This window comes from Haloferax marinum, assembly GCF_009674625.1.
Taxonomy (GTDB): domain Archaea; phylum Halobacteriota; class Halobacteria; order Halobacteriales; family Haloferacaceae; genus Haloferax; species Haloferax marinum.
In genome coordinates, this window is the sequence record NZ_WKJQ01000001.1 from 904373 (window position 1) to 924220 (window position 19848).

General features: G+C 60.6%; 20 protein-coding genes and 1 tRNA gene. 9 read left to right on the forward strand and 12 right to left on the reverse strand.

Going from position 1 to position 19848, the window contains the following annotated elements:
- Nucleotides 1-5: 5 nt before the first annotated feature.
- From GJR99_RS04610 to mobA, 3 genes are all read left to right on the forward strand, one after another.
- Complete coding sequence (locus GJR99_RS04610; protein WP_151109737.1) at nt 6-326, forward strand: hypothetical protein; 321 nt, start codon at nt 6-8, stop codon at nt 324-326.
- Nucleotides 327-463: 137 nt separating this feature from the next.
- Nucleotides 464-904 (forward strand): pyridoxamine 5'-phosphate oxidase family protein, encoded by a 441-nt coding sequence (locus GJR99_RS04615; RefSeq protein WP_151109739.1) that lies wholly within the window; start codon nt 464-466, stop codon nt 902-904.
- Nucleotides 901-1536, forward strand: a complete 636-nt coding sequence (mobA, locus tag GJR99_RS04620) for a molybdenum cofactor guanylyltransferase (protein ID WP_151109741.1) — start codon at nt 901-903, stop codon at nt 1534-1536. The genes GJR99_RS04615 and mobA overlap by 4 nt, the downstream gene beginning before the upstream one ends.
- Before the next feature lie 165 nt (nt 1537-1701).
- On the opposite strand, the gene GJR99_RS04625 is transcribed toward mobA, so the two are convergent.
- From GJR99_RS04625 to fdhF, 3 genes are all read right to left on the reverse strand, one after another.
- Entirely contained in the window at nt 1702-1998 is a 297-nt protein-coding gene (locus GJR99_RS04625; RefSeq protein ID WP_151109743.1) for a hypothetical protein, read from the reverse strand.
- A gap of 344 nt (nt 1999-2342) precedes the next feature.
- On the reverse strand, nt 2343-3086 hold the full coding sequence (gene yqeC / locus GJR99_RS04630) for a selenium cofactor biosynthesis protein YqeC (RefSeq protein ID WP_151109745.1): 744 nt from the start codon (nt 3084-3086) through the stop codon (nt 2343-2345).
- Nucleotides 3079-5115 carry a formate dehydrogenase subunit alpha gene (gene fdhF / locus GJR99_RS04635; protein ID WP_151113846.1) on the reverse strand — a complete coding sequence of 679 codons (2037 nt, stop codon included), beginning with the start codon at nt 5113-5115 and terminating at the stop codon, nt 3079-3081. Before fdhF ends, yqeC begins: the two co-directional genes overlap by 8 nt.
- A gap of 93 nt (nt 5116-5208) precedes the next feature.
- Between fdhF and GJR99_RS04640 the strand changes: the two genes are divergently transcribed.
- Complete coding sequence (locus tag GJR99_RS04640; protein WP_151109747.1) at nt 5209-7950, forward strand: cation-translocating P-type ATPase; 2742 nt, start codon at nt 5209-5211, stop codon at nt 7948-7950.
- Here GJR99_RS04640 and GJR99_RS04645 read toward each other — a convergent pair.
- Nucleotides 7925-8632 (reverse strand): TVP38/TMEM64 family protein, encoded by a 708-nt coding sequence (locus tag GJR99_RS04645; RefSeq protein WP_151109749.1) that lies wholly within the window; start codon nt 8630-8632, stop codon nt 7925-7927. The genes GJR99_RS04640 and GJR99_RS04645 overlap by 26 nt on opposite strands.
- Before the next feature lie 83 nt (nt 8633-8715).
- On the opposite strand from GJR99_RS04645, the gene GJR99_RS04650 reads away from it, so the two are divergent.
- The gene (locus tag GJR99_RS04650) at nt 8716-9159 is read left to right on the forward strand and encodes a universal stress protein (protein ID WP_151109751.1); all 444 of its coding nucleotides are present in this window, start codon (nt 8716-8718) and stop codon (nt 9157-9159) included.
- Nucleotides 9160-9217: 58 nt separating this feature from the next.
- Here GJR99_RS04650 and GJR99_RS04655 read toward each other — a convergent pair whose 3' ends face one another.
- The gene (locus GJR99_RS04655) at nt 9218-9649 is read right to left on the reverse strand and encodes a universal stress protein (RefSeq protein WP_151109753.1); all 432 of its coding nucleotides are present in this window, start codon (nt 9647-9649) and stop codon (nt 9218-9220) included.
- Nucleotides 9650-9790: 141 nt separating this feature from the next.
- Between GJR99_RS04655 and GJR99_RS04660 the strand changes: the two genes are divergently transcribed.
- Entirely contained in the window at nt 9791-10261 is a 471-nt protein-coding gene (locus GJR99_RS04660) for an HTH domain-containing protein (RefSeq protein ID WP_151109755.1), read from the forward strand.
- On the opposite strand, the gene GJR99_RS04665 is transcribed toward GJR99_RS04660, so the two are convergent.
- Nucleotides 10262-10924 (reverse strand): helix-turn-helix domain-containing protein, encoded by a 663-nt coding sequence (locus GJR99_RS04665; protein WP_151109757.1) that lies wholly within the window; start codon nt 10922-10924, stop codon nt 10262-10264. It lies immediately after the preceding gene.
- Nucleotides 10925-11174: 250 nt separating this feature from the next.
- Here GJR99_RS04665 and GJR99_RS04670 point away from each other — a divergent pair, with 250 nt between their 5' ends.
- Nucleotides 11175-12161 (forward strand): class I SAM-dependent methyltransferase, encoded by a 987-nt coding sequence (locus tag GJR99_RS04670; RefSeq protein ID WP_151109759.1) that lies wholly within the window; start codon nt 11175-11177, stop codon nt 12159-12161.
- A gap of 93 nt (nt 12162-12254) precedes the next feature.
- Nucleotides 12255-12327: transfer RNA gene (locus GJR99_RS04675), tRNA-Thr, on the forward strand.
- A 253-nt stretch (nt 12328-12580) separates the two neighbouring features.
- Here the strand turns inward: GJR99_RS04675 and GJR99_RS04680 are convergent.
- The 4 genes from GJR99_RS04680 to GJR99_RS04695 form a co-directional block, all read right to left on the reverse strand.
- On the reverse strand, nt 12581-13075 hold the full coding sequence (locus tag GJR99_RS04680; RefSeq protein ID WP_151109761.1) for a hypothetical protein: 495 nt from the start codon (nt 13073-13075) through the stop codon (nt 12581-12583).
- Nucleotides 13076-13523: 448 nt separating this feature from the next.
- Nucleotides 13524-13754, reverse strand: coding sequence for an Lrp/AsnC family transcriptional regulator (locus GJR99_RS04685; protein WP_151109763.1), 231 nt, complete (start codon nt 13752-13754; stop codon nt 13524-13526).
- Between the two features lie 109 nt (nt 13755-13863).
- Nucleotides 13864-14064, reverse strand: coding sequence for a DUF7542 family protein (locus GJR99_RS04690; RefSeq protein WP_151109765.1), 201 nt, complete (start codon nt 14062-14064; stop codon nt 13864-13866).
- Nucleotides 14065-14256: 192 nt separating this feature from the next.
- Entirely contained in the window at nt 14257-14832 is a 576-nt protein-coding gene (locus GJR99_RS04695; RefSeq protein ID WP_191967067.1) for a DoxX family membrane protein, read from the reverse strand.
- A gap of 109 nt (nt 14833-14941) precedes the next feature.
- On the opposite strand from GJR99_RS04695, the gene dph5 reads away from it, so the two are divergent.
- Nucleotides 14942-15754 carry a diphthine synthase gene (gene dph5, locus GJR99_RS04700; protein WP_151109767.1) on the forward strand — a complete coding sequence of 271 codons (813 nt, stop codon included), beginning with the start codon at nt 14942-14944 and terminating at the stop codon, nt 15752-15754.
- A 146-nt stretch (nt 15755-15900) separates the two neighbouring features.
- On the opposite strand, the gene artA is transcribed toward dph5, so the two are convergent.
- The gene (gene artA / locus GJR99_RS04705) at nt 15901-16833 is read right to left on the reverse strand and encodes an archaeosortase A (protein ID WP_151109769.1); all 933 of its coding nucleotides are present in this window, start codon (nt 16831-16833) and stop codon (nt 15901-15903) included.
- A gap of 178 nt (nt 16834-17011) precedes the next feature.
- The gene (locus GJR99_RS04710; protein ID WP_151109771.1) at nt 17012-19672 is read right to left on the reverse strand and encodes a BGTF surface domain-containing protein; all 2661 of its coding nucleotides are present in this window, start codon (nt 19670-19672) and stop codon (nt 17012-17014) included.
- Nucleotides 19673-19848: the final 176 nt, after the last annotated feature.

Genomic DNA, 19848 nt, shown 5'->3' on the forward strand with positions numbered 1-19848 from the left:
TGACGATGACTGACGACCCCTTCTCGCTCTCGGTTCCGGAGGGGTGGAGCGTCGCCATCGACACGGATACCGACGACGCGAACGGCCGGACCGTCTACGAGTCCCCCGACGAGGACTATCGAGTCGTCGTCACCGAGTTCTCACGCGGGCTCCGACTCTACTGGTGGGTGGATATCTTCGCGTACGCAGGTGGCGAATGGCACCGACGTGAAGTCGGCCTCGGAGACTCGTTCCGAGACCCCGTCACCGTCGCCGACGCTGCGCAGGACGCTCTCGACCGACTCACTCAGCAGACCAGCAGTCTCGAAGCACTCCTCGAGGACTGAGGCCTAGACAGCGAGGACTGACGTCCCAGACAGCAAAGGCCGACGTCCCAGACAGCGTCTGTCCTGAGCCGCTGGTCTGGGGACAGTTCGACTCGACGTGGGCGGCCATTCATGTGTTGGGGGAACGAAGTTAGTGTATGGAAGATATCGAATACGTCTACACGGTGGGGATGGACGACGAAACCATCGCCGAGCGACTGGACGAAGCCTCGTCCGGCGTCCTGTCGCTCGCGGACGACGGGCGAGCGTACGCGATTCCCGTTCACGTCACACTCGACGAGGAGGGTGGCCGGTTGCTCTTCCGCCTGACCGACGACACGCACAGCGAGAAGATGCAGTTCGTCGAGAAAACGAACGAAGCGACGTTCATCTGTTACGACGACTGCGGCGACGAGTCGTGGAGCGTCATGGCGCGCGGGACGGTTCGCGTCCTCCCGGACGACGAAATGCCAGACGAGGCCACCATCAACGAACTGTACGGCGAAGTCCGCGTCTTCGACGAAGACGTGAGAGACCTGCAACTCCATATCGTCGAACTCACGTTAGACGAGTTGACCGGGCGCGAAACGCCGAGATGACGCGCGTCGCCGGCATCATCCTCGCAGGAGGACGGTCACAGCGGTTTGGAGCGGCCGACAAAGCGCTCGCCTCACTCGACGGTGTTCCACTCGTCCGCCGAACCGCCGAGCGAGTGCGGATGGCGACTGCCGAACTCGTCGTCAACTGCCGAGAGGAGCAAGCCGCCGACCTGAACGAAGCCTGTGCGGGTCTCGACCCGACGATGGCTATCGATTCTGCACCCGACACTGGCCCGCTCGGTGGCATCCGAACCGGACTCGACGCGACCGACGCACCGCTGGCAGTCGTCGTCGCCTGCGACATGCCGTTCGTCGACCCGTCTCTCGTCGAATTTCTCGCGGCAGAGGCCGAACGGAGAGCCGCCGACGCCGTCATCCCGCGTCTCGAAGACGGGTGGTTCCAGACGACACAGGCCGTCTACCGAACCGAGACCGTTTCGGCGGCCGCCGAAGTCGTGCTCGAAGACGGCGGCGGCCGAATTCTCGACGCCCTCGACTCACTGGACGTTCACACGGTTGGGCCAGCGGAACTGAAGCGGTTCGACGCGTCTACCTTCGAGAACATCAACACGAAAGAAGAGTTAGACGCCGCCACAGCGAAGATTCGGGCGCAACGAAGCGGCGGCGAGTGAGTGTTTGTGAGGTCGGCCTTCGGCCACGCTACTCTATTAGTTAGGTACGGCCCTGTCGAAGTGTCGTCTTCTGATAGGTTGTCGGGGGCGTGCTGAATAGAGGGCGCATAGTCAGCAATCTAGCGATGGCAAGAGACATCTGCGTGCGACCGTAGTCAGATGCGATTAGCAAACAGCCATCGCAGTCGTTATCCTCGGCTCTCCGCGCTTGTCTTCGGATATGGTGATTGGACCGAGACTGTTACACGCGTTCGTCGGAATGCGCACCCTCTCCGTTACGTTGCCGACGGTGACTACTGCTCCAAAGGCTTCACTCCCGTCGGGGTCGTCGGTGTCTGTGTTGTACACCTGTTTCGAGGAATCCGGTTCAAGAAGATGGCTCTCGTTGTGTACCGTCTCACCTGACATCGTAATCCGGACGTGGACAGTGACGTTTCGCTCTAGGTCGTTCTCGATGTCCACGCTCGCAGGGGCGTGTGTATTCTGCGCTCTCTCGTGCCAGTCTTCAGTTTGTGAAGATGACGAAAACCAACCGGGACCTCCTGAGGTACATCCTGCGAGAATCACGACTAACACAACGACCAACGACAACCGATTCGGGAAAGGGACCACGTTACCGACTACACTCCAGCCACCTTGACGAGTATCTTCTGGTCTGTTGTCAATATCGGGTTCCAGCTACACTCGATTGTTCAGTGTGACCCATCTCGGAACTGGTTTCGCTGCGATGCATATACCCTCTGTCTGTGTCACGCCAATCCTGTCACGTTCTACGGGATTCAACAGCGCCTCAGGTGCGCAGTTCCTCAGTAGATATCGACCACGGGGTCGTCGGCGACGAGACGTGTTGCGACGACGCGGTCTACACGAGGATGTTCGCGGACCCAGCCAGCGACTTTGTCTGCAGTCTGTGCCTCTCCGTCTCCGTCGACCATGTTGAGCACGGGAACGACGCGGGCCGTCTCGGGGACGGCTTTCATTCCACCGCTGTCGCTGGCAAGCACAGCGGCGACGTCCCACGCCGAGAGTTCCTCGCCGATGTCTCGTCCGGTGACGGTGGCGACGAGTTTCGGCCGATGGACGTGTTCTTCGCTGAGTGATTCACCGACGACGCGGACGCTCGCGACCGGACAGACGAGGTCTGTACTGTGGGGAATCTGTGGTTCGTTCTCGCCCGGCGCTTTCAACCACCGCGACCGGGCACCGTCCGCCTTGGTCAACACGACATCGTCCGTCGCCCGACCGACTGCGTCGACAGTGGTTGGGTCGTACCCGCTGTAACGGTCTGTCCGCTCGCGTTCTGGAACGACGCCGAGCGGTCGTGTGTGGCGCTCTGTGACGGCAGTCTCTGGGTCGTCGGTGACGGCGACGTCCGTGACTTCGTCGTCGAAGATGGGGATGCGAACCGTACTCGTGACGACGCCATCGACCGACCGGGCGAGTCGGTAGATGAGCGATTTCTTTCCGCCTGCACCGACGACGGACACGAGGTCGTCGGGCCCGATACCGAGGGCGTCCGCGAGCGTCGTCGCAATCGGTGCCTCAGTCATCGGCCTCGGCGTGGACGGTCACGCGGACGGCGCTGTGTTTGTACTCCGGAATCTTCGCCGTCGGGTCGAGCGCGTCACCGGTCAGTTTGTTCACGAGTGGGTCGGCGTAGTGGAACGTCGTGAAGACGGTGCCGCGGCGGACGGCAGGCGTCACTTCGGCCGCGACGGTGACCGTCCCACGGTCGTTCTCGATGCGGACGCGGTCACCATCTTCGATATCTCGGTCGGCGGCGTCGTCGGGGTGTATCTGAAGCACGTCCTCGCCGCGCATTCGCATCAGGACGCCCGACCGGCGGGTGAGCGCTCCGCTGTTGAAGTGCTGGAGGACTCGCCCGGTGGTCAACACGAGTTCGTCGCCTTCGACCGGGTCTGCTGGGTCGACGTGTTCGACGACCCGAAGCGGGGCAGTCTTCGACCCATTCTCGAAGCTGTCGGTGTGGAGAATCGCTTTCCCGTCGGTCGCCCCCTCCGGGAAGGGCCACCGTTGACTCCCCGTGCCGATACCGTCGTAGGACATTCCGGCGTAGATTGGTGCGACTGCACAGAGTTCGTCGAAGATTGCTTCCGGCGTCTCGGGTGTGTCGAGGCCGGCGACGCGTTCTGCAAACTCCCGGAGGATGTCCAGGTCGGGTCGGGCGTTCCCCGGCGGGTCGGCGTTCTTCCGCATCCGGATGACCTGTCGGTCGGTGTTCGTCACGGTGCCCGACTTTTCGGCCCAGACGCTTCCGGGGAGCACTACGTCTGCGTACTCGGCCGTCTCCGTGAGGAAGACGTCGTGGACGACACAGAACTCCAGTTCCTCGAACTTCGATTTGACCTGATTGGCGTTCGGTTCGGTCACCGCCGGGTTCTCACCGAAGACGTAGGCCGCTCGAATCTCGTCGCCAAATCGGTGGGTTCCTTCGACTTCGGTGAGACCGGGTGTCGCCGGCGGTTCGAAGCCCCACACCTCTGCGACGTCGGCGCGTTCGTCTGCGTCAGTTACGTCGCGGTAGCCGGGGAGAACGTTCGGAAGGCACCCAACGTCGCCGGCCCCTTGCACGTTGTTCTGGCCGCGAAGCGGGTTGACTCCCGTCCCGGCTTTCCCGACGTTGCCGGTGAGCAGTGGCAGGTTGATGAGCGTGTGGACGTTGTCGGTACCGCAGTGGTGTTGGCTCATCCCCATGCCGGTGAAGATGGCCGCTCTGTCTGCCTCACCGTAGAGTCGTGCCGCCTCACGGAGTGCGTCTGGCTCGACGCCTGCGCGCGCTGCTTCCGCGTCGACGTCGAGGTCGGAGAGGTACTCCCGGAGTTCGTCGAATCCAGTCGTTCGCTCCGCGACGAACGCCTCGTCGACGAGTCCTTCTTCGACGATGACGGCCGCCATCGCGTTCAACAGCGGAATGTCGAACCCCGGTTTGACGGGGAGGTGGATGTCTGCACCCTTCGTCGTGGCGTTCTCACGTGGGTCTACGTGAATCAGTTTCGTGCCGGATTTGAGCGCCGGCAGGACGTACGACCGGAAGATGACGGGGTGTTGTTCAGCCGGGTTCGCGCCCGTGACGAGGAACACGTCCGCCTCCATCAAATCCTCGAGCGAGTTCGTCATCGCACCGGCCCCGAAACGGTTGCCCATCGCCGCGACAGTCGAGGAGTGACAGAGTCGGGCGCAGTTGTCGATGTTGTTCGTCCCGAGTTTCCGCGCCGTCTTCTGGAGGAGGTAGTTCTCTTCGTTCGTACAGCCAGACGAGGTGAAAAAGAACACCGAGTCGGCACCGGACTCGGCGAGTATCTGGTCGAACTCGCGTTCGATGACGTCGAACGCCTCTTCCCACGTGGCCTCGACTAATCGCCCGTTGACACGGACGAGCGGTTGCGTCAGTCGGTCTTCGTGTTCTACGACGTCCCAGGCCGCCGCACCCTTCGGACAGAGTTCGCCTTTCTGGTTCACCGGTCCCTTCCACCCGACTGCGTTGCCTCGGTCGGGGTCGTACCGAATCCCGCACCCGACACCACAGTACGGACAGACGCTCTCGTTCGACTCTGCCACTCGGTCGCTCATGGTCGGACCCCACACATACTCGAACGTGCAACGCCAGTGATATTCATCGTACCGCCGGGTACGAGGGGGTAAAAATCGTCGGTGGAGATACGTCCCCGCGTGTCGTTCAATCGAGATGTGCACGAACAGGTCGTCGAGAGTCAGGAGGCAAACGACGGGACCGAAGACGTTCCGTGGCACGCCTTCGAAGCTGAGACGGTCCTCGCTCGGTTCGACGTCACCACGGATGGCCTCGACAGCGACGAGGCCGCCCACCGACTCTCGGAGTACGGGCCGAACGAACTCGCCGAAGAAGACGGCGTCTCGCCGCTTTCGCTCTTCGTCTCGCAGTTCACCGGTCCGCTCGTCCTCTTGCTGTTCGTCGCCGCCGCACTCTCGCTCGCGGTGGGGTTGCTTCCGGGCAGAGAACCGGGGTACACCGACGCGGCCCTCATCTTCCTCATCGTCGTCGGGAACGGAATCTTCGGGTTCATCCAAGACTACCGGGCGGAGAAGGCACTCGAAGCCCTCAGAGAGATGGCGATGCCAGACGCGACAGTCCGACGTGATGGAACTGTCCGCCGGATTCCGACCGACGAAGTCGTCCCCGGCGACGTGCTGGTTCTCGACGCTGGTGACGCCGTCCCCGCCGACGCACGGATTCTCAGCGCGGCCGACTGTCGTTCCGACGAATCCACACTGAGTGGAGAGAGCGTTCCCGTCGGAAAGGGTCCGGCACCCGTCGACTCGACCGCACCGTTAGCCGACCGACGGAGCGTTCTCCACGCGGGGACGACAGTCGTTCGCGGGCGTGCAGAGGCAGTCGTCGTCGCCACCGCGATGGACACCGAACTGGGCAACATCGCAGACCAACTCGGACAGGCACGCGAGCGCGAGACACCGTTCGAACGCGAGGTCGAGCGACTGGGCCGGCGAATCGGCATCGGCATCGTCGGCCTCATCCTCGTCATCGCCACGGTCCAGTTGTTCTTCACCGCGACGGACCCCGTCGTGGTCCTCCTCGTCGCCGTCACGCTCGCTGTCGCGGCCGTCCCCGAAGGACTCCCTGCAGTCGTCACGCTCACACTCGCACTCGGGTCGCGAACGCTCCTCGAACGAAACGCACTGGTCCGGAATCTCGCAGTCGTCGAGAGTCTCGGTGCAGTCGACTTCATCGTCACCGACAAGACGGGGACGCTCACCGAGAACCGAATGACGGTCACACGAGGCTGGCTTCCCGGCGGCCACACGGTCGACCTCGACACCGACACACTCGACCCCGACCCTGCACTCTCGGCACTGCTCACCTGTGGTACCATCTGCAACGACGCCAGCGAACTTGACGACGGCGGCCACCGGGGCGACCCGACCGAAGTCGCGCTCGTCAACGTCGCCAAGACGGCCGGAGTCGACAGCGACCCCGACCGACTCCGTGAGGTGCCGTTTACCTCCGAACGAAAGCTGATGTCTGTCGTCGTCGAGTCGTTCGGCGCACCGGGACCGGGGCCGTTCTCGCTCGTGAAAGGCGGTCCTGAAGTCGTCGTCGAGCGCTGCGATAGAATCCTCGTCGATGGTGAAATCGAGACACTAGACGAATCTCACCGTCGCGCCATCGAAGAGGCGACGGCCGACTTCGCCACCGATGCTCTCCGCGTCCTCGGATTCGCCTACGCCCCCGAAGTCGACCTCTCTGCAGACGACGAGTCGCTCGAATCCGAGTTGGTCTTTCTCGGACTACAGGGGATGACCGACCCACCACGTGATGGTGTCGCCGAGGCGGTGGCCGACTGTCACGCCGCAGGGATTCAGGTGACGATGGCGACGGGCGACACACCACTCACTGCTCGGGCCATCGCCGAGGACGTGGGAATCGACAGCGAGTCGGTCGTCACGGGGGCCGAAGTCGCAGAGATGAGCGAAGACCGACTCCATCGCGTCGTCAAAGAGACTCGCGTGTTCGCGCGTGTCGCGCCCGAACACAAGGTTCGAATCCTCAGAGCGCTCCAAGACCTCGGCTATACGGTCGCGATGACCGGCGACGGCGTCAACGACGCACCCGCCCTCGGCAACGCGGACGTCGGTATCGCGATGGGCGAACGTGGGACGCAAGTCGCACAGGGTGCGTCGGACGTGGTGCTCCGCGACGACAACTTCGTCACCATCCGCGACGCCATCGCGGAGGGCCGCGGTATCTTCGACAACATTCGGAAGTTCGTCAACTATCTCCTGTCGGCGAATACGGGCGAAGTGTTCGTCGTCTTCCTCGGGACGCTCCTCGGGGCGGTGTTCTTCCCCGACGTGTTCAGTTCCAGCACCGCGCTCGTCATCACACCCGTCGCCCTGTTGTGGCTCAATCTCGTCACTGACGGGTTCCCTGCACTCGCTCTCGGAGTCGACCCGAAGTCTGGAGACGTGATGCAACGCGCGCCGCGCCCACAACGTGAGGGCATCCTCGACGCGCGAACCGTCGCGTCTATCGTCGGCATCGGCGTGGCACTCACCGCGACGGGACTGGGTGTGTTCTTCTACGCACTCGCCGAATCCGCCGACCTCGTGGTCGCACAGACGGTGTTGTTCACGTTCCTCGTCACGGCCGAGTTGGTTCGCACACAGTCTGTGCGACTTCGGTATCGCCTCTCTGTGCTGTCGAACCCGTGGCTTCTCGCCGCCGTCGGCCTGTCGCTGGCACTCCACCTCGTACTCCTCTATACGCCGCTTGCAGCACTCTTCGGCGTCGTACCGTTAGGGCTCCGCGAGTGGGGGTGGATTGTCGGCGCGTTCGTCCCGTTCCTCCTCGCCAATCTCGTCTTGGTCTGGGTCAACGACCGGGCGTTCGAGAACTGACCAACGACATCAGTTGTTCGCGGTAGAGGTAGCCGAGAACCGACGCCGAGAGGAGAATGGCGACGAAGGCGGCGGTGAGTACTGGGTCGTCGTTGGCGGCCGCAGAGCCAGCGAGGTTCACGAGGAGGAATCCCGGCAGTCTGCCGACCGCGGCGATAGCGACGATACGTCGAATCGGGATATCCGTGAGTCCCGCCGCAAAACAGAGTGCGTCGTCAGGGAGGCCGGGGACGAGAAAGACCACGAAGAGGACGGTGAGGCCGTGACTCGCCATCGCGTCGTCGAACACGGTGAGCGCGTCGGCGGTGACGACACGTTCGACGTACGGTCGACCGAACTGCCGCGCGAGACCCGCCGCCAGCGCCGTTCCGATGACGATGCCGACCATGCTGTAGACCGTCCCCCAGAACGCTCCAAAGAGATAGCCGCTCGCGAAACCGAGTGCCTGACCGGGAACCGGTGCGACGAGCACCTGTACGATTTGGACGCCGACGAAGGCCAGCGGTGCCAGCACACCCACGCCGAGAAGGACCGCCCTGAGTTCTCGTGGGTCTGCGAGGAACGGGAATCGATTGACGAGAACCGACCCGACAGTGAGCACCACGGCGGCGAGCACGACGACGAGGAGAATCGTCCGCCACCGGTCGGTCTTCGTCTCGAAGAGAGACGGCACTCGGAACACAAGGCGTCGATTGTCCGCCGTGGACAAAAAGCCCGCCGCGCACCGCGAGAGTGTTTTTGTGTCGAGAGAGCGTAATGACACCCATGCCCGATGTAATCCTCGTCGCTGTCGATGGGTCACCGCTGTCGAAGCGGGCGTTCGAACAGGCACTCTCCGACGCCGAATCAGAAGTCATCGCCCTCCACGTCATCGACCCGACCGACCCAGGGTACAGCGCACCGCTCGATGTCGACGTGACGCTCGAACCCCTCCACGGGTCCGCAGAGTGGTACGAACGTGCGAACGAACTCGCTGACGAGATATTCGAAGAACTCACTGCACTCGCAGATGGGACCGGCATCGACGTCCGGACCAAGACGGTCCGTGGCGACCCTGCCCGGAGTATCGTCGAGTTCGCAGAGAGGGAAGCTGTAGACGCCATCTACGTCGGTGGGCACGGCCGAACCGGCGAGACGAACCTCCTCCTCGGAAGTGTGGCGGAACTCGTCGCGGGTCGTGCGTCCGTCAGCGTGACCGTGGTCCGCTGAGACACCACCTCACTTCTCGTCGAGAGCGTAAATCGCTCCTCGTCGAGAGCGTGGTACTCTACGCGTCACCGTCAGCGGGGGCGGGCGGCACGCACATCACTGGCACGTCCGAGAGCCTGACGACCCGCTCTGCGACGCTGCCGATGAGATACCGCTCGAGACCACTCGTCCCGTGGGTCCCCATCACCACGAGGTCGATGTCGCGTTCGGCTTCGTAGTCGACGATGACTTCGTGCGGAAGTCCAACGCGAATCTCTGTCTCGACAGGCACGTCCCGCGCGGCGGCGAGGTCGGCGATAGTACCGACTGCTGTCTCGCCCCGTGTCTCCGAGTCGTCGTCTACAGAGACGTCGGCGTGGGACGTCCGCACGTCGACGACGTAGAGGACGTGGAGTGCCGCGCCGTACGTCGCCGCTAAATCGACCGCGTACTCGGCGGCACGCACCGCGTGGTCGCTTCCGTCGGTCGGGGCGAGGATGTGGTCGAACATGTCAAACGAGACGCGTGGAGAACCGATAAAACCGGGCGCTCACACGGCGTGACAGTCCGATTCCGCTCCGTTCTCGGGAGTCGAGAAGTGATAATTCGGCTTATGCTGGCCGCAGTCGTACATACTACTGGGGTGTCAGGTATGCAATACACCGATTCACGGACTGCGGAACTCTGGATTCGACCGATACGAGATGGACTCGGAGAGGAACACCAGACGCTCATCGTTCGATTAGAGCGCCTCGTCAGCGAAGGCTATCTCGAGGACGTGTGTCTCCGGACGTGGAACCACAACGTCGACGTCGAGGCGGACACTGCCCCGTCGAAACGCGAAGGACTCATCCGCGAGCGACTCGCGGCGTTCAGACAGTGGGCGCGGAAAGAAGGAGTCGAACTACCGTCTATCGAGGAACACGCGAGAGTCGGGGAAGGCCGAATGGGACCTGCTCACGACACCATCGTCCTCCCGCAGACGCTCATCGCTATCTTCCACGGCGACACCGTCGAAGCAGTCTATCCGCACGTCCGTGGTGGGCGGATGAAGACGACCGGTGACTGGCTCGAAGACGTCGAGTCGTCGCTCGGCATCCAAAACGAAACAGTCGACGTGTAGCTACCGGTTCGAGGGGATATCCGAGCAGACGGTCGACGAAACCAGCGTCGCCACCCCCCGACGGAGGCGTTCGGAGGCAGATTGCGTCGAGATGTCGAGTTCCTCGGCGATGTCCGAGAGTGACACCGAACGCGGAACTTCGAAGTAGCCCGTTTCGGCGGCGAGTGTGAGCAGTTCCTGTTGCTTCTTGCTCAGCCCGTAGCCGGTCGTACTCTCGGTGTCTCCGCGGTAGATACTTCGAACGTTCATCTCCAGTCCCATCTCACGACAGCGTTCTCGGTAGCGAACGAGCGCCTCTCTGTCCGGAAATCGCATTCGTGTGTGGATTCCTTCGGCGTTGAACGCGATGTCGAGGCGGCAAGACCCGACTTCGACGTCGTTGGGGTAGACGACTGCGCTCGCGTCGTCGGAGATTTGGACTCGATAGAGTCGCCGCTCCGGAAGCGACTCCATCAGTTCGAGACTCTCGACTGTCTCGTCGGCGTCCAACCCCGATTCGAACGCCTCGAAGTCACCACCGCTGGCCCACAAGAAGAGAACTGGGCGCTCAGGGTCTGTAGCCACGGCCTGTTCGACGTCGAGTCGCATCTCCGGTGCAGACTCGAGCGCGTTCGTCAAGGGGAGAGATTCACTCGTGATAGTGAACTCCGCGATGCAACTCATCTTTCAGTGCCAACGTAACGAAGATTATAAAATACAACTCCTTCGACATTCAGCTACAGGTCGCGAAAGCGGGCCCCGGGCGAGGCCCAACCGTTGTCAGAGGCACGCCCACTGGCACGACAGTAATGTCTGTTCGTGGGCGTGCTCACATATTACGTCGCTGAGGGTATAGGTATTCCCTGATTTGTCAAGCCATTATATACCCGTCGCGAAACGTCACCCTTACTCTGAATCGGGCAGTGGTGGAGATATGAACGTCCCCTGTGTTCGTGTTCCTCGGGAGTCGGGTGAAGCGACGCGACAGCGCCTCGCCGATTTCGACCTGTTGGACCACGACCACCAGATAACCGTCGTGGAGGGGTATCTCTACATCCCCGTGGTTTCTGCCGACGACGTCCCCACAGAGTTCGACGTGGTCGAGTACGAGTCGCCCGACCGTGAGACACAGACGACGCCGACAGATATCCTCGGCTACGAACCGTCGTACGAACGACTCGGTGACATCGTCATTCTGGACGAAGACGACCCCGAACGTGCCCGTGAGATTGCCGACGCAATCGTCGAATCCGACCTCAAGGCAGCAACTGTCGTCAACCGTGCTTCGAAGATCAAAGGTGAACTTCGCGTCCGTGACTGGGACGTCCTCGTCGGAGACTCGACAGAGACGGTCCATCGGGAGTACGGAACCGAACTCCGACTCGACATCGACTCGGTCTACTTCTCACCTCGTCTCGCGACCGAGCGCCATCGCGTCGTCCAGCAGGTTCGTGAGGGAGAACACGTCTTCGACATGTTCGCCGGTGTCGGCCCGTTCGCCGTCCCGGCCGCAAAAGCCGGGGCCGACGTCGTCGCCTGCGACCTGAACGAAGTCGCTGTCGAGTATCTCCGTGAGAATGCGGAGCGAAACGACGTGACCGAGCGCCTCACCGCGATTCACGGAGACGTCCGCGATGTCGCCGACGAGTACGACGGGTGGGCAGACCGCCTCATCATGAACCTCCCCCACAGCGCCAGTGAGTTCCTCGACACCGCAGTTCGACTCGCTGGTGACGAATGTGTCGTCCATCTCTACGACATCCAGCACGAAGACGACCCGTTCGGACCCGGCCTCACCGCGGTTCGGGCCGCCGCCGAAGACGAGTACGATATCGAGGTTCTCGAAGAGAAAATCGTCCGCTCGTACGCCCCCCACGAGTACAACGTCTGTCTGGACGTTCGCCTGACGAAGCGGCCGTGAGGAGACGTGGTGACGACCGACAGACACGGGGTTGATTCGCAAGTCTTAATTACGTAACCGGGGTACGAAAGAATGCGTTTGGAAGCCCACCGCGCCGGTGTAGCTCAGCTGGCAGAGCGATTCCTTCGTAAGGAATAGGCCGAGGGTTCAAATCCCTCCACCGGCTCTTTCTACCGAACACAGTGAGGTTGAAGAGCCTCGCGTGGGGGGATTTGAATCAGGTCGGAGCTTGCTCCGACCGTGGTTCACAATCCCCTCTACCGGCTTCAGTCTCAAAGGCTAAATTCGGCCTCAACGCGCCGGTTTTCTGTCGAATTAACATCCACCAGTCGACCGTCTCGTGAGTCGACTAAACGTGCGGGCCGGGCCAGTCACCGTGGCGTTCGTTTGATGGTGATTCCTGGTGGCGCTCACCTATATCAGAGCACTTCTGCACCCAGCACCACGTGCGTTAGTTCATCAAGTTGTTCGACTTCTCCAGTGTAACGTATATCGAAGTCCACAGTAATCTCAGCAGAAAGGTTGGAGAGATAATCCCGACCGTTTGAGAGACGATAGTTCTCATCCGCCATGAAATCCGCATACAGAATGACATTCGCCCTATCGCCTAATCTTGCGTTCGTGAGTTTGCCCCGAACACCAGCTTGGCGGAAAACTGTACCTTCGTCGTAGTACTCCACGTCGCTGAGTGTGATAATATCGCCGTTTAAGTAGACGATAGTGAACTCCTCTGTGAATTCAACAGGCACAGTATTCCTTACAGGTGTGGAAGTTGAAGTCGAAGTCTGTGCCGTCGTTGCGTCATCACTACCAGTATCTTCACTACCGGTATCATCAGCAAGACAACCTGCGAGTGCGAGCGTGGTTATTGTTCCAATACTTGTCAAATATTGTCGTCGAGAGGCGATGGTCATGTCTGAATCACCCCGCTAATGCGGGACGCGCCGTCACGGAATCGAACCATGAGTGAACCATTCGGCGTTGTGGGGGTGGAAGACAGATGAACCCAATATAATACCAGCAGAGTCGTCTTGCTGTGAACATCGCAATCCGCTACATGACAATACAACTATGATAACGATAACTATTACCAACGAAACCAACCAAAATCGACTAAGAGGTTCTCTCAGCGTTCTTCGTACAGTCTAGTTTGCGCGTATCTGAAAATATTACGGCGTGTCATTCTGAGTAATTAATATGTGTGAGGAGTCGAGTGGTGTGGGTGACGAATCGACCGACCATCTGTGGCCGTCGCTCACGAGTGGTAGAATCAGGGAGCGTCGCAAACGAAGTGAGCAGAGCGACCGAGGTTCAAATCCCAGTCACAGACGACGTACCTCTCCACAGAAAACCAGCCCACTCTCACCCCAGAATAATACACGTCCGCGTTCGGCCCACGCCGTCTATCGACTGAATCTCGTCAGAGATGAGTCTCAACAGGTCCTGTTCTGACTCGGCTTCGACTTCGGCGATGACGTCGACTTCGCCGGCGACGATGTTGGCTTTCCGAACCTTACCGAGTTCACGGAGTTCTTCGACGACGTTCTGTGAGGTTCCACCACCGGTCTGAATCGTGACGTACGCTTGGACCATTGGTAATACTACTCTGTCAACCAGCATAAACAAGAGTCACGACCGGACAGAGACACAGAAACCGAACGAGCACCGTCGTTGTTCCGTCTCTACAGAGACGGCCACACCGTTACAGGTCTGGAATGCCACAGACGCCCGCTTCCTCGCCCATCTTCTCGACACCCGGCGCGAAGCGACCCAACTCCCACTCTGGGTCGTGGCCCGTCTCTTCGCGGTGGGCTTCGATTCGGAGGCGTGCGTCAGCGAGTTTCGAGAACGTCTCTTCGAGGCCGCAGGCGGGGCAACGCACCGTGGCGCGAGGGTCCGTCATTGTTGGTACAGTACACAGCAAGAGACGTAATACTGTCGGGTTGGGGGTTTTAGTCGGTTTATAAACACTTCAATCGAGAAGCTCGATTGTGAGCAAAGGGCACGTGATGCAATACTGATAGAGAGCGGAGCCGCGTGGGAGAGCGAGACTGTGCAAAAATGGACTCGTACCTCGGTGACTGGGGCGAAGACGTCAACCCATCACGAGGCTCATCCACCGGTTTTTCTTGACGAACTCCATATTCTCGAGGTACGCGTCCACGCCGAGGATTCGACCGGCACCGAAGGCACCGAGGCCGAACAGTAACACTGCGTAGACGATGTGGTCGTCGACGACCCACCCGTGGGCGAGTGGGAGGCCGGCCAGGATACCGCCTTCGAGTGATGCTGCCCAGTAGAACAGCATCAAGATTGCACCCCAGAACGCGTTCCAACGGACGAACGCGCCGAGGATGAGTCCCAATCCGGTGAGGGTGAGACCCCACATGTTCAGTTGGTCGATGAGCGGGTTCCCGGCCATCGACCCGAAGAACCCTATGAGGGGGTTCCCAGGCGGGATGGCGTTCGCAAGGAATCCGGCCGCAGTCCAGTTGTTCGATGGGTCCGCGTCCAGATACGTGACGAGCTTCGTCACCCCACCCTGGAAGAGTGTCCACCCCATCACGATTCGCATGATGAACAGCGAGAGACCGACCCACCGTTCTGAATATTCGAACGTTACGTCCTGTCCAAACAGTTTCGTCTCTAGTACACGGCTACTCGTTGCCATACAGAGGAAATATTTACCGTCAGCATATAATAATGTGTTGGAGATTCCCACACGAAGCCGCGTCGTCGTCGGTCAGGCCGCTTATCTTCGCCCGCGATAGAGGAGAACCATGCTCACCTTCATCGGACTCGGACTCTTCGACGAGCGGTCTATCACCGTCGAAGGACGGGAGGCACTCGCTGCTGCCGACCGTGCATTCGCGGAGTTCTACACGAGTCACCTCGTCGGAGCGTCTGTCGAAGACCTCGAATCCTACCACGACATCGATATCGAAGTCCGCGACAGAGCGGGCGTCGAACAGGACCCAGAACCGATTCTCGACGCCGCAGCAGAGGAGAACGTCGTATTTCTCACCGCCGGCGACACGATGGTCTCGACGACACACGTCGACCTTCGGCTCCGTGCCGAAGAACGCGGCATCGAGACACGACTCATACACGGTGTGACCGCACAGTCTGCCGCCAGCGGACTGACTGGGCTTCAGAACTACCGCTTCGGGAAAGCAGTCACACTCCCGTTCCCGTACGTCCACGGCGGCGACCCGGTCCCGAAGAGCGTCGTCGAATCACTCGAAGCGAACCGCGAGCGAGGACTCCACACGCTCGTCTATCTCGACATCAAAGTCGACTGGGAGGGTCGCCGCGGTGTCGAAGTCGACGGCGACGAATACATGTCCGCAGACTACGCCGCCGAGTTGTTCGCAGAACACTGGGACGGCGACGCCCTCGGTGTGGCAGTTTGCCGAGCAGGGAGTCCGAACCCGGTGGTTGCCGCGGACCGACTCGGCGAACTCGCCACCCGTGATTTCGGTGACCCGCTCCACATGCTCATCATCCCCGGTGAGGTCCACCACGTCGAAGCAGATGCACTGATGGCACTCGGGAACGCACCAGCGGAACTGTTCGACCTCGACGACCGCTAGGGTCTCGAATTCTCTCTGAGTCCCCCTCCACGACGACCGAGAGTGTAAGCCACACAGAGCGCAGTGGAGTGAGGGAACACAGTTGGTAACACACCAAAATACGGGACTATCCGACGAACGAAACTGTCTGAAACGGGTCTATCCGATTAGGCGCGCGGGTCGTTCGGTCCCTCGACTCCGAGTTCACTGCGTAGGTCGTACTCCTCGCCGGTGATCATGTACAAGATGTCCTCGATGACGGTGAGAAGTTCTGGAACCTCACGGACCACGAGATACGTGATTCCGACGAGCGCGACGACTGCCAGCACCTGACTGATGATTCGGTCGGAGATGAAAAACGACACCAGATACGGGTCCGAAGACCCAAACAAGAACAGAATCTCGTCGACGAACAGGTGGAAGTACTGTTTTCCGACAGAAATCGTGATGAACGTCGTCCGGAGCAGGTTTAGCGCGTAGATAATCGGGACCGCGATGGCTAACGCACGGAACTTCCGACGGAGTGGTGCGTCGACGGCCGTGATGAGTCCCGCAAAGATGGCGATACTTCCAAGTCCCGTACACGCGAGTACGACGGCTATCTCGATCCGGTGACTCCCCTGCATCCACAGGAACGTGTTCAGGTAGCCTTCGTCGCCAGGAATCATCGTCGTCGAATAGCCGAGAGACTCGATGAGGAAGTTCGTCTGTGCAGCGACGGACTCCATCAAGATACCACGGGGTGCAGAAATCGTCGTTCCAAAGAGTGTCAACGCGGGAATCGTCTCGAACGGCAGGTAGACGAGACCCATCGCAGCAACGGCGCGAGAGAGGACGAACAACGAATCACGACCACTGTAGAGAAGCCAGCCAGTGTACAGCGATGCTGGAACTGCGACGATTGTCAGGATACCCTCGATGTAGCTCTTGTGGACGAGTGTAAAGTGCGGGATGAGTTGGAGCCAGAAGAGAGCAAAGACGACCCACGCTGCGGCCATCACTCGCCGCGCGAGATCTCTGTCGCGTCGGTTTGCGACCACGCCAGCGACGAACGTGGCGATGGCCACCCACGCGAGAATGTCGGAGAGCAGACCGGGCATACGTGTTGGAAGACGTGGACGAAATAAATCCCTTGTCGTTCCGTGCAGCGGTGGCGCTCGACCGGTCGAAAACCGTGACAGTATCGGTGGGTGATACGCGACGATGCTGCCGCTCAGCGGTCAGCGTCGATAAAGAAAGTTGAGGGAACCGGGAAACCCGGTTAGTTAGGAATCGACGTTAGTCGCGGCGGACTGCGAGGAGTGCCGCAGCGACGAGAGCGACGAGAGCGACTGCGATGCCGAAGCCAGGGGTGCTGGATTCGGTCGTCGTCTCAGCAGGCTCTTCGGTCTGCTCTTCCGTGGTCGTCTGCTCTTCCGTGGTCGTTTCCTCGGTGGTGGTTTCCGTGGTCGTTTCCTCGGTGGTCGTTTCCTCGGTGGTCTCTTCCGTGGTCTCCGTCTCAGTCTGGACGTCGCCAACGTTGCCGTCGGCCTTGACGTCTGCAGCGTCACCGGAGTCGACAGAGACGGTCACCGTGAACTCGTCGCCGGACTTCTGCTCGGAGAAGTCGAAGGCGGCCGAGTAGGAACCGTCAGCCTGGACGGTTGCCGAGCCGGTCTTGAGGAAGCGTGGCTGGGTGTCGCCGGTGGACTTCACGCGGAGCGTGAGTTCCGTACCGGGTGCGACCGTTGCCGTGCCCGAGACCGTCTGCTCAGCGGATGCCGTGACGTTGACTGGGTCAGCGTCGAGGCCGAGTTCAGGAGCGACGACTTCGTATTCGGCGGAGACGGACTCGCCGTCTTCGACGTCAGAGAGGTCGCCTTCGAGGACGGTGAACGTCGCGTTGAACGCGTCGTCGTCAGCAACGTCGAGTTTGTCCTCGTCAGCTGCGTCTGCGTTGTAGAATTCCGTGCGCGTACCATCGATTTCAGAGAGATCGTACACGAAGAAGTACGTGTCATTCTCGCTGTCAGCGATGATCGTTGCTTTGGAGTCGTTCAGAACCTTAGGCTCGCGGTTCGGGCCAGGGTTCGTCTGTTCGATGGAGAGGTTGGTCTCGTCGGTGAGCATGTCCGTCTCGTATGCGCCTTCGAGACCGGTTGCGACAACCTGGTGGACGACGACGTCGCCGTTGGCGACGGAGTCAGTCTGCGTCAGGGTTTCGCTGTCGATTGCGCTGTAGACGTCTGCTGCTTCAGTGAGGTCTGCGGCGTCACCAGTTGGTGCCGTCCAGACAGCCTGACTGTCCGTGCTGCGCTCTTCGAGGACGAGGGTGCCGACGTTGTCGGCGTCGCCGCCCGTCGAGACTTCGAGATCGTAGTCGCCAGCGTCGAGGACGGTGGAGACTTCGGTGTCGACGTTGTAGGTTCCAACCGTGTCGTCGCCTTCAGCTTCGAACGTGTTCGAGCTGTCGACGTCGTACGAGTTGAACAGGAGCGTGACTTCGCCGTCGTCATCTTCGTCGGTGACGTTGACGTTAGCCGTGTAGCCAACGCTGTCGCCGCCGATCATGACTTCAGCGTCGCTCGTGCCCTGAAGCGTCACGGTAATCTCTGCGATGTCACCGACCTGTTCGGTGGTGACCGAGGTTGCGAAGTCGGACGAGGAGTCCGCAGCCTTCGAGACTGCAACGGAGTCCGATTCAGCGGAGACACCGGAGAAGGTGTCGGTCACTTCGACGGTGAAGTTACCCGCTTCGTCGGGCGTCAGCGTGTAGGCGTAGACACCCTGGCCGTTGAGGGTTGCGTCGTCGGAGTCGACGACGTCGCCGTCATCGTTGACGAGGTCGACGTTGACATCGCGCTCGCCAGCGTTGGCCGAGACTTCGCCAGTGACGTCGTCATTGGTCGTGACTTCGGTTTCGTCGACGGAGACAGAGAGGCCGAGGTCACGCGTGATGACGGATGCGTTGGCCGTGTCGCCGTTGTTGAACGTAACGTTGTATTCGCCGAGGTCGACGTTCTCCGAGTTGAAGACGTAGACCTGGCTGTTGGTGCCGGTGGAGCCCTCGAAGAAGTACGAGGAGTCGACACCGGAGATTTCGACTTCTTCAGCAGCCGTGTTGTTGGTGAATGCGACGTTCTCGCCCTTGTAGGCGGAGATTTCCATGTCACCGTCGTCGAGCGTCGTGGACGCGACGGTCACAGTCTCGTTGGAGCCTTCGGCGGAGCTGGTGTACGCGTTACCTGCGTCGTCCGTGACACCAGAGCCGAGGTTAACGACGACGTCGCCAGTCTGGAACTCAGCGAGGTCGACGACGACACGACCGTTCGTGCCGTCCGACTCGATCTTCGTCGTGTAGTCCGAATCCTCGAGTGCCTCGTCGTCAACGTAGACGTCGATGTCGTCTGGTTCAACCGTGTCCAGGTCCTCGTTGAAGGCGAGTTCGATGATGGCGCCTTCGGTCGAGTTCTCGTACTCCGTTGCGGAGAGGAGCTTGGGTGCAGCCGTGTCGATGGTGAGCAATCCGGTCGACGTGTTGTTGGCCGACGTACCGACGGTGAGGGAAGCGTTCTCGACAACGGCCAGATCGTATGTGCCGTCGTCGAGGCTGCCAACGGAGAGGTTCTCCATCGCAGCGTCAGTGTCAATGTAAGAAACACTGGAGTTCATAGCCGATGGCTCGCCAGAGTCATAGACGCCGTCTTTGTCAGCGTCAACCCAGACATAGAGCCCGTCGCCGTCCGTGGATCCAAACGCGTCGTTGCTAGCCGTTACATCCTGAAGGATTGTACTGTCATCAGCGTTGACGGTGACACTCGCACCGGTATCAGTACCGTTGAGGTCAACGCTTGTACCATCCGCAGCAGCACTGCCCGAGAACGCGATGGAGCCGGCGAAAACCGAGAAGACCATCAGCGCCGCGAGGAGCACTGCGCGAATCTGTTTGTTGCGTGTCATTGTTTGTAGATGTGTCTGCAGTCGGCGAGGCAGCTTTCTTCCCGAACACGCCCCGGGGTAGGTCAGGGCGGGGGGTTACTCGCTGGTATCACCTTGGGTAGGGGTACGGCCGGACCTATCTGCCGACATTATAAATGCTTTGTGTATCTTCCTGGTATAGATACATTCAAATACGT